Origin of the sequence: Rhodanobacter sp. C05 (genome assembly GCF_002001165.1) — a bacterium.
GTDB lineage: Bacteria > Pseudomonadota > Gammaproteobacteria > Xanthomonadales > Rhodanobacteraceae > Rhodanobacter.
Genome location: NZ_MUNQ01000025.1, coordinates 1 through 14,104 on the forward strand (window position 1 = coordinate 1; position 14,104 = coordinate 14,104).

General features: G+C 55.5%; 14 protein-coding genes. 5 read left to right on the top strand and 9 right to left on the bottom strand.

Annotated elements, in window-relative coordinates:
- Positions 1–789 precede the first annotated feature (789 nt).
- Positions 790–1,077, top strand: coding sequence for a hypothetical protein (locus tag B0E51_RS17750; protein WP_077446225.1), 288 nt, complete (start codon positions 790–792; stop codon positions 1,075–1,077).
- Between the two features lie 823 nt (positions 1,078–1,900).
- Here B0E51_RS17750 and B0E51_RS19570 read toward each other — a convergent pair.
- Positions 1,901–2,191: a hypothetical protein gene (locus B0E51_RS19570; protein WP_168172642.1), complete on the bottom strand. Its 291-nt coding sequence runs from the start codon at positions 2,189–2,191 to the stop codon at positions 1,901–1,903.
- Between the two features lie 64 nt (positions 2,192–2,255).
- On the opposite strand from B0E51_RS19570, the gene B0E51_RS17765 reads away from it, so the two are divergent.
- The 4 genes from B0E51_RS17765 to B0E51_RS17775 all read left to right on the top strand — a co-directional run bounded on the left by B0E51_RS17765 (position 2,256) and on the right by B0E51_RS17775 (position 4,241).
- Positions 2,256–2,747 carry a hypothetical protein gene (locus B0E51_RS17765; protein WP_143525999.1) on the top strand — a complete coding sequence of 164 codons (492 nt, stop codon included), beginning with the start codon at positions 2,256–2,258 and terminating at the stop codon, positions 2,745–2,747.
- Between the two features lie 216 nt (positions 2,748–2,963).
- Positions 2,964–3,152, top strand: coding sequence for a hypothetical protein (locus B0E51_RS19690; protein ID WP_143526000.1), 189 nt, complete (start codon positions 2,964–2,966; stop codon positions 3,150–3,152).
- 348 nt (positions 3,153–3,500) lie between these two features.
- Positions 3,501–3,938, top strand: coding sequence for a hypothetical protein (locus B0E51_RS17770; RefSeq protein WP_077446228.1), 438 nt, complete (start codon positions 3,501–3,503; stop codon positions 3,936–3,938).
- Positions 3,939–3,995: 57 nt separating this feature from the next.
- A complete protein-coding gene (locus tag B0E51_RS17775) occupies positions 3,996–4,241 on the top strand; it encodes a hypothetical protein (protein WP_077446229.1) in 246 nt (81 codons plus the stop codon).
- A gap of 900 nt (positions 4,242–5,141) precedes the next feature.
- Here the strand turns inward: B0E51_RS17775 and B0E51_RS17780 are convergent.
- The 8 genes from B0E51_RS17780 to B0E51_RS17845 form a co-directional block, all read right to left on the bottom strand.
- Entirely contained in the window at positions 5,142–5,780 is a 639-nt protein-coding gene (locus tag B0E51_RS17780; RefSeq protein WP_077446230.1) for a dihydrofolate reductase family protein, read from the bottom strand.
- A 427-nt stretch (positions 5,781–6,207) separates the two neighbouring features.
- Positions 6,208–6,678: a group II truncated hemoglobin gene (locus B0E51_RS17790; RefSeq protein WP_077446232.1), complete on the bottom strand. Its 471-nt coding sequence runs from the start codon at positions 6,676–6,678 to the stop codon at positions 6,208–6,210.
- Between the two features lie 74 nt (positions 6,679–6,752).
- Positions 6,753–7,133: a RidA family protein gene (locus B0E51_RS17795; protein ID WP_077446233.1), complete on the bottom strand. Its 381-nt coding sequence runs from the start codon at positions 7,131–7,133 to the stop codon at positions 6,753–6,755.
- 80 nt (positions 7,134–7,213) lie between these two features.
- A complete protein-coding gene (locus B0E51_RS17800) occupies positions 7,214–7,708 on the bottom strand; it encodes a GNAT family N-acetyltransferase (protein ID WP_077446234.1) in 495 nt (164 codons plus the stop codon).
- A gap of 3,237 nt (positions 7,709–10,945) precedes the next feature.
- Positions 10,946–11,374 carry a hypothetical protein gene (locus B0E51_RS17830; RefSeq protein ID WP_077446240.1) on the bottom strand — a complete coding sequence of 143 codons (429 nt, stop codon included), beginning with the start codon at positions 11,372–11,374 and terminating at the stop codon, positions 10,946–10,948.
- Between the two features lie 56 nt (positions 11,375–11,430).
- A complete protein-coding gene (locus tag B0E51_RS19385; protein ID WP_143526001.1) occupies positions 11,431–11,709 on the bottom strand; it encodes a hypothetical protein in 279 nt (92 codons plus the stop codon).
- 985 nt (positions 11,710–12,694) lie between these two features.
- Entirely contained in the window at positions 12,695–12,937 is a 243-nt protein-coding gene (locus B0E51_RS17840) for a hypothetical protein (RefSeq protein WP_143526002.1), read from the bottom strand.
- Positions 12,938–13,515: 578 nt separating this feature from the next.
- Positions 13,516–13,929 carry a hypothetical protein gene (locus B0E51_RS17845; RefSeq protein ID WP_143526003.1) on the bottom strand — a complete coding sequence of 138 codons (414 nt, stop codon included), beginning with the start codon at positions 13,927–13,929 and terminating at the stop codon, positions 13,516–13,518.
- Positions 13,930–14,104: the final 175 nt, after the last annotated feature.

Below are 14,104 nucleotides of genomic sequence, written 5' to 3' on the forward strand. Positions count from 1 at the left end.
ACGCGATCTTCGCCAAGTCCACACCCAGGGTTATAGTGCTCATGGAGACTTCCTCTTCTGCTGACGGTTGTGTCGCAACACCATCATGGCCCTCGAGGCCGTAAGGGGAGGAAGTCTCTTTTTACTCGTTCAAGGCGGACGGCTTCGCCGCCGCTTAACTCAAGCGTTAGGCTTCAAGAGCTTTCGGGTCAATGGCAAGTCAACGCCAGCGTCTTGGTCGCGCTTCGCATCAGCATCGTTTCTTCGTTGTGCATCCGGCTGGCCTGCGCGTGTTGCCTGTCGGCGCTTTGTTGTCTTTCGCAACTTGCGCGCGTGTTCGTTCGCGCCTCCATCGCGTCTGTCGCACGCGCGATATGTCGCAACGTCACCACTTCGCAAGCGGTTCGTCTGTCGCACGCAGGCCATCACCACCTCGCGTTCTTGTAGTGCGTTTGGTGTGGCGCTATCGTCCATCAAAGGTCGGGCCTCGGTTCCGCCTAACAGTTCGTTCAAGGCGGACGGCTTCGCCGCCGCTTAACTCTAGCGTTAGGTCTTTGCTTGTGGGGCAGTTCGGCCAGGTTGGTTTCGTTCGTCAGCCTGTTGCCGTGTAGTGTTTCGCTTCGGCAAGTCTATTTGGGGTTTGCGGCAAGCCGTCAAGTTTCAAAGCGTGGGGTTTGTGGCTCGTTGATGTTGCACGGCGTCGTGTAGTTCGCCTTGTCGCGCTCGGGCTGCAAATCCCTAACCAGTCATTCAAGCGGACGGCTCCGCCGCCGCTTAATTCCAGCGTTAGGCGTTCAAGGAGAGCCTGCGATGATTTGGAACAACAGCAAATTGGAGTCTCTTTACTACTCGAAAGATGAGGCTTGGGGGTCACCATGTGTCGTTAAAATCACTGATGACGAAATATTGGTCGAGTACTACGAGGATGATGGCCTCTGCCAATTCGTCGGGAAAAACAACGGAAGTGGTCACTTTGAGTTGCGTACCTCCGACAGCAGCGGCCAAGCTACGCTCCACCAGTTCCCAAACAGTCATCTACTTGAAGGCGCCTGGGTATTCAGCGGCGAGCGTGGCATGTGGCGCATTGAGCTCGCCTAACAATTCGTTCAAGGCGGACGGCTACGCCGCCGCTTAACTCCAGCGTTAGACCTATGGGCCCACTCTTCTCAATTGCTGTTTCAGTTCTCGTCGGCCTCTTGGTCCTTGGCGTTGTTTTCGGCGTCGCACGTGTCTGGCATCCTCCACTCGCAGCTTTCGCGGCAGCCTTCGCGTTCGTAGTTGGTAGTTTCTTGGGTGCCGCATGCTTTGGGTTGGTCTTTTGGCTCACCATCGGCGCCACCACCCTCACATCACGCTGGCAAGTTTTCAGCTACCTCGCCATGCTCGTAGCAAGTGCAGTATCCGGCGGCCTCTGTTTAGCGCTGTTCTTCTTTAGCATCGTGCGGCGGTCTAACAGGTCGTTCAAGGCGGACGCGCGAAAGGCGCGCGCCGCTTAACTCCAGCGTTAGGCTTTAGATGCCCACCCTCACTTGGCAAGCTCCAATACGCTATGGGTCGCAAGGCGACGAGACCGCGTTCTTCACTTGGCTGCAATCAATTCCGGGGGTTGCCTCGGTGGGCGGTCACGGGCGCGAGTTACACATCCGCCTTCGGTCCAAGCGCCTTTCTGCTTCCAGCTTGCGTGAGCTTATTGCTCTATACGCGCGCTATGGTGGCAACATGCACGAGCTAGCTCAATTTTCCCATCCCTCAAACGAGTCATGGTTCAAGGTCAAAGGCACGTATTGGTATGCGGGTGTCTTCGGCAGCGGAGGCGTCGCCTAACCACTCGTTCAAGGCGGACGGCTACGCCGCCGCTTAACTCCAGCGTTAGAGCGCAATGATGGCCAATAAGGTAATCGTGCAGTTCAAAACGGACGCGTCAAGCGATCTTGATCGTCTCTTCCATGTCGAGGAGACGTTGTTTCAAGCATTCTCTCAATGCAACGACGGTTTCGTGGACGGTCATGACATCGGGCAAGGTAAGTTCAACATCTTCATCCACGTCCAAAGCTCGTGGGCTTCGGTCCTTGAGCGAGTAGAGGCATTTCTCAAGTTGCGTGGCGTCTTGGAAGAAGCCGTCATCGTCAAATTCCAAGGCAAAACCGAGCGCTACCAAGTCGTCCGTCCAGCAACGTACGACGGCGAGTTTGCGCTCTAACATTTCGTTCAAGGCGGACGGCTACGCCGCCGCTTAACTCTAGCGTTAGCCCTCGAACTTACTTTGGTGATCAGCAATGGATGCTTTTGAAGTTCCTTACGGTGGAAAAGCTTGGGTTGGTTGGGTCCTTTTTGTATTTATGTGTTCAAGCATGGCTCTTATGGCTTTTGCCGCAACCAATGACCCTGACGCGTCGTTCTCGACCCGAGTTATTCTGTGGGTTATGTTCGCTTTTGTTTCCTTTCCCGCATACGTTTTCGGTGCAAGCTCAATAGTCACTCTGTTTGTCATTCGCACCTTGAAGCTAACCGCAACTGAAATTTCTGCACCACATTCCATGTTCTCGCTACGCAGCACCCATGTTCAATTGAGCACTGTTACAAGAGTTTCGCTTGACACGCTTCAGGACGGCCGTCGCTATTTAAATATTTACTACAAAGACGGAAGGCTCGGAATAGCGGAGGCGTTCATGCCTACCCCGGAAGCGTTCAATAGGGTTCTTATGGCCTTTAGCAACACCCCCGGGGCTAACAACTCGTTCAAGGCGGACGGCTTCGCCGCCGCTTAACTCCAGCGTAAGCGCGAAGACGTGGTGTGCCGCATTCCGCTGTCATCCATCCCGCTGCACTTCGGAGGGCGTCGCTGGTACATGCACTGCCCGGTTACTGGCCGGCGAGTCCAGACGCTGCACAAGTGGAACAGCATCGACCTGTTCTGCCATCGCACAGCCATCCGCCCCCGACCCACCTACGCCAGTCAGCGGGTGAGTGGTAGTAATCGCATCATGGCGCAGCGCTGGGCAATCCGGCGAAAGATGGGCGATACCCTCAGCGATCTGTTCGGCGAACCCTACAAGCCCAAAGGGATGCGCTGGCGCACCTTTGAACGCTATGCCGAACGTGACGCCGAACTAGCCGAACGCGAAATCGGCTACTTGTTGCGTCTGGTTGGGCTATTTGAGCGATACGGATAAAGACGGTTTAGCCTATGAATTTAGGTTTGCTGGCAATCCGCCTGCCACATGCAGGTGTTCTACCTGCGAAATTTTCCTGATCGCGCCAAGCCTTCAACTGCGAAGGACCCGCCATGACCACCCACATCGCACTCGCCAGTCCGCTGGGTCCGGTTATACATCCGGTTGTTAGCCGGTCCCAGCACGGATAAGCTCCTGCTGAATCAGGATGTTGCGTCGGGACTTCCGAACGTGGCCAAAGATGTATAACGGGACCAGTGAGTCCGTCTATTAGGTAGTTAGGTTTTTATGCCAACCACCACGAGCCCCTTACCTGTGCATCCTTGCGAGCAAGGCTCAGTCAACTACATGCCCGTGGCAGTTGCCTCAATCGGTGTTGTCGGCGCCTTAATTGTTGCTGTGATAAACCACCACCTTTCCAAGCGCCGCGAGTCAGTCGCGCGGGCTGCAATGGCAGGTGCAAAGTTTCGTGGGAGCGTCGAAGCGTCGTTGGCTGACGTGCCTCCGGCGGATAAGCATTGGAGCAATGAAGTGCTTATCGCGTTTCCTTCAATGCTTCAAAAGCTTGGAATCGCCGTCGCTGAGTTCAAGCCATTCCTCCCAGGTGAGACCGCTTCAAGTTTCGAGTCGCAGTGGCATGCTTTGAAAGCTCAAGAAGAAAAGATCCCGAAGGCCCTTTCCGCAGCAGAGCTTCTTTACGGGGGTGGCTCACTCGTCGCAAAGGCGTCAAAAGAGGAATTTCACGCGGTGGTTAAGAGGCTACTTTCCTATGCACAGCAAACCTAATCATTCGTTCAAGGCGGACGGCTTCGCTGCCGCTTAACTCCAGCGATAGGTGCCACGATGAATGCCCCGCAAGTCCAAAAAGGTGAATGGATCAGGCTTGGCTCCAACGGGCTCGATGGCCTCGTACTCGATATCCACAATGATGGCTCGCTAGGCGTTGGCTATTACCAGAACCAGCTTAAGGCCATCAAAGAAGATGTGGTCTGGGATGGCAGTCATTGGCAATTTTCCAACAGCGGCCCGAACGGCAGCTATCTCCGTGGTGCCGAAGAAGCCATGGTCAAACGTGGGCCAAGGTTCTAAGGCACGTAACAATTCGTTCAAGGCGGACGGCTTCGCCGCCGCTTAACTCCAGCGTTAGACGCGGCCGTCGGGAGCTCAACAGTGAAGATTGTGGGACTTCTTTTCGCAGTGGTCGCCGGCTCAGTTTTCGCCGCTGGGCCAGCGTATTCTCAGCAGACGATTACTGACTCCACAATTGGCATCGGGCCTGCGAGCATCCTCAAGCAATGCCTTGATCCTGGCCCCATTAGTATCGGTGTTGGCCCATCGGCTAGAGCACGCGAGTGCACTCGTCAGTTCTGTGCGGAGGCAAACTATCGCGACAAGGTGCACACGTACGCGATGCGCCAACCTCAGTCTGACGCAGACGCAAAAGATGCTCTCACGTGCATCACGCGTTCGGAGCAAGATCAAAAGCGGCGTTAGGTGTCATGTGGCGTCCAGTGCCTACCTTCAGCGTCAGACCTGTGACCCACACTCCGCCCAACGCCAAGACAAATCAACGCCCTCTATTCGCACGCGGGCGTCACGTCAAGTTGGCGGTAACTTTGGCGGTAGCTTGAAAAGACGAACTGCCGAAACCATTGCAGCACAAGGCTTGCCAGCGGTTGTTCGATAGACATCCGCCCACCACGGATAGTTTCACCAGTGTCACGCAAGACCCCGGAAACCGCGCTACGGCGCGGTTTTTCTTTGGCCAAGGTCTCGGAAGGCTCTCCTGCCTCTCTTGTTGTCACCCAAGTTCGGGACAATCGCCTTAAAAAGGCGGTCGCCGAGTTCATTGTTGACTGCAGATTGCGCTATCAATTCAATGAGGCCTAACGCTCACGCTGCAGGTGCGTTTGAGGCGATGTGCGCCTTTGCAGCAGCAAAGGTACGAGTGGGTCAAATGTCACATGCAACGTATTGCAAGGCCGCTTTTTACGCACGCACATAGCGCAAGTGTGTGGCATCTGGAGTATTGAGCACCTTGTCGACTCGAAACTGCGGCACGGCCTCGTGCAGATTCTCGAACAGGCGCCTTCCACTGCCGAACAGCACTGGAGCCAGGGCAATTTCCAGTTCGTCAATGACACCCATGTTCAAGTACTGCTGTATCACATCCGCTCCGCCCGAGATGCGAATGTCACGACCGCCTGCAGACTCTCGGGCCTTCTCAAGTGCACTCGCTGGCCCATCGTTGAAAAAATGGAACGTCGTCCCGCCCGGCCGGACCCATGGTTCACGCTTCTCGTGGGTGAGCACGTACACCGGGGTGTGAAACGGGGCCTCCTCCGGCCAGCTACGCTCGCCTGCGTCAAACATTCGCTTGCCCATGATGCCGGCACCGCTACGCTCCATGGTGTTGCGGAGCATGTCGTTGACCGGACCGGTCTCTCCTCCCGGACCGAACTTGAGGCTCTCGCGGAAATATTGCTGTTTGAGGATCCAGCTCATCAGCGTGCCCCACTTGGCACCCCAGTTCTTGTAATCAGGCCTATCCCAATTCTCGATGCTCATCCCTTCCGGCGCCATGTAGCCATCAAGGCTAAGTCCGATGTTCACAAACACCTTGCTCATGATTCCTCTCTCATGATTCTGGATTTCGGCCTAACGCTGGAGTTGAGAGGCGGCGCAGCCGTCCGCCTTGAACGAAATGCTAGGCGTCGTCATCTGAATCCTTTCGTGCTCGATAGACACCTAAAGCAACAAGAAGCACAGCCACGACCAGAATAGCGAACTCAGTGCCCCAGTAAATCAGCGGATTATCCTGGCGCGAGATAACTCTCAAGATTTGGTGGCGGCCGTGTATCGATCCGCTCCGCATTTCAAACTTGCCGACCTCCAAAAAAATGCAGAAAATTACGAATACAAAGACGCCCCAAAACATCAAGAGTTTCGAAAGTTGCCCTCGTTTGTAGTTGGGGAGCATGTTATGCCTGACGCTTGAGTTAAGCGGCGTTGGAGGCGTCCGCCTTGAACGAATTGTGAGACCACATATGCGTACTCAGCCCGTATACGGCCCTTTGACCTCGCCCCAACCCCATTTTGGCATTGGTGCATCCTGGTCCGCTGTAGCACCCGGCTGCGAATTGATCACGGCCAAGCGAGAACCCCACTCTAAATAACCGACCAACGCAGAGCGGAATTCAGGGTCATCCGGCATGCCAAGCTCGTCTGCTGTTTCCAGCAGCAGACCCACCCAGCGTCGCCTCTGATCTTGACTCAGATGACGGTTGAGATGCTGCTGAATCATGTGCGGATGACCGCCATGCTGCGTGGAGTACGTGTTTGGACCGCCAAAGACCTCTGCTAGAAAAGCGGCGAGGTGACTCGGATGATCTGCGCCCATGTGCGCGAAGACCGGCCCTAACAAGGAGTCAGCCTTGACGTGTTCGTAGAACCGTGTGGTCAGGCGAGTAAGTGCATCAATGCCGCCAAGCCATTCGTAGAGGGTGGGAATGCGTTGATTTGACATGGCGACCTGATCGTTGAGATGTGGTCTAACACTGGAGTTAAGCGGCGATGTAGCCGTCCGCCATGAATGAATTGTCAGGCCTCAGCGATTGCCGCAATGGAGATCTTGAGCCCAGGGATGCGCGCAGGCAACTTGGCACCCTGACGAGCGGGGGGATTGGCAGGGAACCACTTGAGCCACTCCTCATTCATGCCAGCGAAGTCGTCTTCGTCCGCCAACACGACAGTGACGCTGACGATCTTGTCCAGGGAACTGCCTGCTTCCTCCAGGATGGCCTGTATGTTGACCAGGCACTGCCGAGTCTGCTCCTGAATGGTTGCGCCCTTGATTGCACCTGTGGCTGGATCAGTTGGAGCCGTGCCTGAAACGAAGATCAGACCGGCAGCTTTGACCGCCTGACTATACGTCGACGGCGGCTTGGCCGCCTTTGGTGTGAACACGATATGACGGGGCATTTTGCCTCCTTCGTGAAGGACTGTCTTCTGAGGCCTAACGTTGGAGTAAAGCGGCGACGAAGCCGTCCACCTTGAACGGGTTAGGCACTCCTCTCCATTGCTCCCCTAACGGCTTTTTCAAAGCAAATGCTTGTCGGGTCATTCGCATACTCCCCAAAAGGAGGAATTCGCTTGAAGCCGAACGATTCATACAACGCGACGGCTGATATTTGACGATTGCCGGTTTCCAGCCGCATGGCAGCGTAGCCGAGTTTTCGCGCGCGCACCTCAAGGTCTGTGAGGATTGCCCGCGCCAAGCCTTGCCCGCGAGCCATGTGGGTGACAAACACCCTGCGTATTTCGACGGCTGCGTCATCAATAGGACGGAATGCTCCACACGCCACCGGATTGCTGTCTGCATAGGCGACGAGGTATGTGCCACCCTTTGGCGTTGGTGGATTCGTGGGCCACGGTGCGCCCACTCCGATAAAATCGGGATAGAGCGCACGGGCTTCGGCTGCTGCCTCGTTCAACAGAACCAGAGCATCAGCTCCCTGTGGGTCAACCTCCACGATTTTTAGCTTGAACGTAACCACTCTTACGGCGCCTAACGCTGGAGTTAAGCGGCACCGGAGGCGTCCGCCTTGAACGAGATGTTAGGCAACGCTGCCGCGAAACGTCTTAAGCGCTACAAGCTCGCCTGCTGTTGAGCCGAACGCCATAGCAGCGTGCCACCACACAATCATGACGCCCTGCGATGTGGCATGAGGCAACGTAAACAGTGAACCAAGGAACATTCCGCTAAGCAACAGGCTAGTTAGGCGAAAGCACTGTAACGGGTCAGCCCACCACCCACCACGAAACCCTCGCGAAAACGAAGCAGCAGGAAGAGGAGTTGTTGTGCGTGAACGCATACCCGACCGCCAAGGACGGAAAGACGAGGAGGCCTAAGAAAGAGACGGTCACAAAAACCCAGTCAACGTTGGTGTGGCCTTGAGATTTGCCAAAGACCAACAGGCCGCCAAGGAAGGCGGCTGCAAACAACGCTAAATATATCCATGGCCAGAGTCGTTTCATTGCGCTGCCTAACGCTGGAGTTAAGCGGCGGCGAAGCCGCCTTGAACGAAATGTTAGACGGCTCACCCATGGACCCGAGTGCCCAAGTCTGTGGCCTCACTCCACTCAGCATCAAAGCCTGCTTTGACGCAGGTGAGTGCGGCAGCCTCTGAGATGTTACCGGCATCAGCATAAGCGCGTGCTACGTGACGAGCTATGTCCACGAGCAGCAAACCCCATGCGGCAGGATCCTGCCAAGTTGTTTCCAGGACAACTTGCAGGTTGTCGCCGGACCAGGCGCGAAGGACCTCACACGCTCCTACCTGCTGCGCAATTGGCGGTAATGGAAGTTCTCGCATTGTAGTGACCTCACATGTGCCGTCTAACGCTGGAGTTAAGCGGCGCCGGAGGCATCCGCTTGGACGATTGGTTAGCGCTTACGGTACCACCCCAGAACAGTCCTCGAGGTGTGCGGGGGTTCTAGTGATTACCCGAACAAGATCGGAACTGTACTCGCAACGGTCCTCAACGATTCCGGTCCAAACGCCAGACAGTTCAACAGTTGCATGTCCGTTTAAGCCGCAGATATGAGTCATGTCGATTGCTTTGACCGCTTGCGATATGCCCAAGGTGACAGCGGCAGTATCACCGATATAAATATCTATAGCTTGGCCATCGGCATGGGGAAATGACTGAGAAGCTTGACGATCTAGTGCGATGTACAACTCACCCTCACCACCAATTCGATACATCCCAGAAACGACAGGATGGCCAAGATAGTGCTCATAGCCAGCCATATTCATCGCATGGGGATCGGGATGCGGATCCAGGACAAGGTCCCGCGCAGTCACGGAGCTCATAAGGAGCAATGCAAGTAGGCCGTATATTTTCATGAGCGCTAACGCCTAAGCTAAGCGGCCGTGCGGGCCGCAACGCATGATTGCACCGGAAACTTCATCCCGCACGGTCCGCTTGAGCGCATAGTTAGGGTTGTTGCATTAGTTTGGAAGGCCAGCCTATGCGGATAAGCATACCGTCTGGCCCCGCAATGCCGACCTCATAAAGCCCCCACTCACGATGGCGAAGTATGCCGCCTGGTCGGATGATTAGGTCGTCAACAAGCGCAGCGACGGCGTCGACTTTCGGAGTGCGTATGAAAACGCCAAAAGGATTGTGTTCAACTGGGACTTGCCAAGGGCCTGAACCTGCCTGAGTAAGGTGTACCTCGCAGTCCCAGCCGGTCATGATTATGTACGCAGCGTCACCGCCAGTTCGAGCGAAGCCCAATCGCTCCCAGAACGGAATTGCGGCTGAAAGATCGTTGCTTGGAACTATGGCAAAGGCGCCTACGGTCTCTGGAATAGGCATGACTTTTCTCTGCGGTTGTATAGCAAATAGTTTTCTACTTTGGCGTCAAGATTGCTGAACCGTTTGTTGCAAGCCTAACGCTAGAAATAAGCCGCGTGGCGAAGCCACGTCCGCTTGAATGAGATGTTAGACGGTCGCGACGAGGACCATCTATGCGAGTTTGTGCTGCTAGCGATGCTTTCCGGACTCGAAGGACCCGGGCAGCACCGGCGACCAATGTTGCGCCTTGCTCTTACCCTTTTTGGCTGGGCGCTTTGATGCACGTTTGGCCATGATTTCGTTGGCTAGCTCACGACCCCACTCTTTCACGAGAGCCTCGTACTTCTTTTGGATGCCCATGAAAACCCCTTGGAATCCGCCCGGCACAAAATTCTGGATTGAGTCTAACGCTGGAGTTGAGCGGCGGCGTAGCCGTCCGCCTCGAACGAATTGTTAGCGCACACCGGCGGTCACCCAAGCTTTCCGAGAAGCTCAACGATAGCCTTCGATTCAGGGTCATCGCAAACTTGCGGGTTCCCAACTCGGACCGCGAAATACTTGTGCTGACGTACGCCCTCAATAAACACCACGCCGCCATCAAATGCGGGACAATTCCATTCTTGACGGCTAAACGACGGCAGCGCGCGGATGGCCTTGTCCACTGACGCCGACCTTGGAGATGGACTGCATCTAACGCGCCCTACGGTGATCGACCCATCCGAGTAGCTGGAAGGAGCGCTGCATGATTTCGCGGTGGTCTTGGTAATGATGTACCCGTGGACTTGCCCGAGCATGGAGTCACGCGTCCAGACACGCAACGTGTCTTCGCCAGATGCGCTCAGCGGCGACAGATGCGCCGCACGAGAGTAGGCCTGAATCGCCACCTGAGGCCCAGCGCTCGTCGAATAGTGCTCACTAGCCGTGGCTGCGAAGGGTACAAACATGAGGAGGTAGAGAAGTCTCATTATGGGCGCTAACGCTGGAGTTAAGCGGCGGCGAAGCCGTCCGCCTTGAACGAAATGTTAGGCGTGCCCCTCATTGCAGCCAGCCCGAGTCATAGACGTGGCCCGTGCGTGAAGTGACAACAGCCCGCGTGTGCAAAGAATACCCATCTTTGTCCCAAGGTGCCGGCGTGGCGCGCAAGACGATTGACGTAACGTCAGTGTCGGAGAAGCCGTGCTTGAGCAGAATGGACTTGCTCTTTACCTGGAGAGCACCCAGTGCCAAACGCAGCGGTTTGAGCTCAGCAGCTCCGGGTGGGTACGGAGCAAAAGCCAACAAGTCGATGTCAGTAGTGCTTGCACCGACAGCCCTAAGGGCTTCGGCAAGATGAGGCGAAATGCAGCTAAGCCCGCTACCAGCGTGGTGAGCGATGCTATGAGCTACACCTGCAAGTTTTGCCGTTTTGCTCATGAAGCCTAACGCTTGAGTTAAGCGGCGGCGAAGCCGTCCGCCTTGAACGAAATGTTAGAGCGCACCAGCTGAGCAGACCCACCTGCCGCCGCGCTATACACGCCCTGGACGATACACATGACCAAGAACCAAGCTACAGAAACGGCCACTTGGCTGTCGCTGACTTGAAAGTATTGGGCGGCGCTGCCGGCCAGCACAGAATGTGCTCCCGACCCGATTAAGCCGACGAGGAAGCCAGAAATGATGCCGTGGTTGCGCGAGAGCCAGCCAGCCATGAAGCCCGGAAGCAGAGTAGCCAGCATACCTAACGGCGTTGAAAGAACCGTCCAGAACGTGACGAGCCCAGGTGACGACATGTGCTGTAGCAACGCATAAGCCGAATAATCGAAAAGGACGTAGAACAGTATCCCGGCTGTAATTGCGACAAGTGTTCTGGAATGTTTCATATGCGCTCTAACGCTGGAGTTAAGCGGCGGCGAAGCCGTCCGCCTTGAACGAGTAGTTAGGTGTTGCCGGATTCTTGTGAGACATACGACAGCGGCCTGCTACGTGTAATTTCAATGTACCGATTGAGGATAAGACCATTGGGCAGCTCTGAGTCAGGGTCTAAGCCTGCTGACCAACCTAAAGAGAGCAGAAGATCAAGGATGGAGTTGTAAGCAAGCACGACCTTTGCCTGCTTCTCATGGTCAGAGCGAGAGCTACGGAACTCCATTGCCAAGCATGACAAAGTATCTTGATAGCCATTGACGATGAAATCGTTGTATTCGGTTTCTTTCATGGCAAGGGCCACCTCGACACCTAACGCTAGAGTTAAGCGGCGGCGAAGCCGTCCGCCTTGAACGAAATGTTAGGCGCAAATGCCGACACTATTTCAGTGCCACGGTAGATGCTTGAACCTGTGTTTGAGTAGCAAGCGGCTGCAAGGACGGGTTTAGGGGATAGCGACTACCGTCAAATCGGAGCAGCACATTACCGCGCCCCTTGGAATAGACGACCAGGGTTTTCCAACCGTGTGATACCTCGGATAGCACCCGGATTGGGGGCTCTGCCACCGTGCTGCGCGAGACCAACCTAAAGTTGCCGCGCACTTCCCTAAAGACAAGCAGAGTGCAGCCGCCGGAGCCACACCAGTTTTGACCTGACATAAGAACTAGCGCGTCAGAACTGTGGTCGCCGTCCAAGTCGATGACAGAGTAGCGAAAGGGCTGGTCTCCCTGCGTGCCAGTAAAAGTGCGCACCGCCGCAATGAGGGCGGGAGGCGCGGGCTCTGCGGCTGCGGTAAGTGAAAGCAGGATGCAGGCTATGGCGATTAGATGCTTCATATGCGATGAGGTTTGCTTGCGCCTAACGCTGGAGTTAAGCGGCGGCGAAGCCGTCCGCCTTGAACGAGATGTTAGGCCGCCTCGTAGAGAGCCAACCCACAATGCGGACACGCTTTGCCGAGTGTAAGACTGAGATGCTCGTTGATGTGGAAACGATGACCGCAACGAGGACAACGAAACCATATGAACCACGACACGGCCAAAAAACTGGACACAAACCAAATGATTGCTGGAATAAGCGAAAGCGTCGGGTTTGTAGCTGCCGAGCCCGCTAAAGCCGCAACCGGTGCTAAGACCAAAGGTACTAGCACCGCCAGCCATCGACGATGGCGGTAGTCTGCCCAATTAGCTCGGTAGGATGAAAATTCCTGCATGAGGCCTAACGCTGGAGTTAAGCGGCGGCGAAGCCGTCCGCCTTGAACGAAATGTTAGGCCGAAACCTCACGCCTGCCCCGATGAGCAGCGAGCACTTACATAGTGCTCTGCACACTCGACGCTGTGAAGCGCGCCCATGCCGTTGTGGTGTAACTGTAAAGTTGGATTGACCTTAACGACACCCGCTGCAATGTGCTCGGGTAGCGAACCGCTCAAGAGAACCACAGCCTCCGGTGCTTTGTAGTTAACGAGGCCGACTGCTTGAATGATGCTTCCGTGTTTCGCAAGCTCAGCGAGCAGGCGCTCCATGTGTGGGCACACCCAACGCGCGTATTCCTCTGTGCGAAGCCACTGGTAGATCGGAAGGTCCATGCTCTGAGGCCTAACGCCGGAGTTAAGCGGCGGCGAAGCCGTCCGCCTTGAACGAATGGTTAGCGCGACTTGCGAGCGAGTTGGATCCCGCCCACGACCAGCAAAAAGGCCACGAACATAAATGGAGTAGCCGCCTGAACTTGATAGTGGCACAAAGCGTCTGCTGGACTCATTGTTGTATTCGTGCTTGGGACAACTGGGTCGTAGTAGACCAAGACAAGGTCTCCACGCTTGATTTTGTCGCATGGTCGATCGATCCAATACGACACATTCGTATAGTCATGGCCATCGACATTGAAGCTATATGTAACGCTTCCATGATTCGAGCAATCAGTGCTAACAACCTTAGCCGTCGTCGTAGTGTTACGTGTTACTAGTTGCTGCCAAGGGCCAGTCTGGGAAGCGCAGCCGCTGAGATTCAGAAGCAGCCAGAGCGCAACGCAAAATTGTAGTGATCTCATGGGCGCTAACGCTGGAGTTAAGCGGCGGCGAAGCCGTCCGCCTTGAACGAAATGTTAGGCATTGGCGCGGCGGCCACGAGTGAACGACCAATAGCATGAGGCTGCGCAGATAGAGACCAATGCGACCAGCACAATGTACCCGATAAAGTTTGCATAGACTGCCTCAGTGGCGGTGCCTGGCGCCCAACCCTTGGCGCTACCCCTTGCCACAATTTCCGTTGTCAGGCCGAGCAGAAAACAGAAGGGATAGAAGAGCAGAGCAGCTACATAAGTAAGGCGTTTTGAAGCAAGTAGATAGAGGTGCGCAACTGCAAACGAGCCACAAAGCAAAGCTACGGCGCTGCGATCGTATGTAAAGGCGAAAGGCTCAGCGCCGTAGTACGACACAGATTCTGATGCAGCAATGAGACAGACCGCCAAGACCGCCAGCGTGCCTACTGCGTGGAGGATGAGAAAGACTCTGCTCATGATGCCTAACGCCGGAGTTAAGCGGCGGCGAAGCCGTCCGCCTTGAACGAGTAAAAAGAGACTTCCTCCCCTTACGGCCTCGAGGGCCATGATGGTGTTGCGACACAACCGTCAGCAGAAGAGGAAGTCTCCATGAGCACTATAACCCTGGGTGTGGACTTGGCGAAGATCGCGT

Excerpts from the sequence above, each read along its gene's own strand:
- B0E51_RS17780 (WP_077446230.1), bottom strand. The coding sequence starts at position 5,780 with ATGAGCAAGGTGTTTGTGAACATCGGACTTAGCCTTGATGGCTACATG.
- B0E51_RS19690 (WP_143526000.1), top strand. The coding sequence starts at position 2,964 with ATGGCGCAGCGCTGGGCAATCCGGCGAAAGATGGGCGATACCCTCAGC.
- B0E51_RS17765 (WP_143525999.1), top strand. The coding sequence starts at position 2,256 with ATGGATGCTTTTGAAGTTCCTTACGGTGGAAAAGCTTGGGTTGGTTGG.
- B0E51_RS17790 (WP_077446232.1), bottom strand. The coding sequence starts at position 6,678 with ATGTCAAATCAACGCATTCCCACCCTCTACGAATGGCTTGGCGGCATT.
- B0E51_RS19385 (WP_143526001.1), bottom strand. The coding sequence starts at position 11,709 with ATGAAAGAAACCGAATACAACGATTTCATCGTCAATGGCTATCAAGAT.
- B0E51_RS17845 (WP_143526003.1), bottom strand. The coding sequence starts at position 13,929 with ATGAGCAGAGTCTTTCTCATCCTCCACGCAGTAGGCACGCTGGCGGTC.
- B0E51_RS17830 (WP_077446240.1), bottom strand. The coding sequence starts at position 11,374 with ATGAAACATTCCAGAACACTTGTCGCAATTACAGCCGGGATACTGTTC.
- B0E51_RS17775 (WP_077446229.1), top strand. The coding sequence starts at position 3,996 with ATGAATGCCCCGCAAGTCCAAAAAGGTGAATGGATCAGGCTTGGCTCC.
- B0E51_RS17750 (WP_077446225.1), top strand. The coding sequence starts at position 790 with ATGATTTGGAACAACAGCAAATTGGAGTCTCTTTACTACTCGAAAGAT.
- B0E51_RS17795 (WP_077446233.1), bottom strand. The coding sequence starts at position 7,133 with ATGCCCCGTCATATCGTGTTCACACCAAAGGCGGCCAAGCCGCCGTCG.
- B0E51_RS17770 (WP_077446228.1), top strand. The coding sequence starts at position 3,501 with ATGCCCGTGGCAGTTGCCTCAATCGGTGTTGTCGGCGCCTTAATTGTT.
- B0E51_RS17840 (WP_143526002.1), bottom strand. The coding sequence starts at position 12,937 with ATGGAGCGCCTGCTCGCTGAGCTTGCGAAACACGGAAGCATCATTCAA.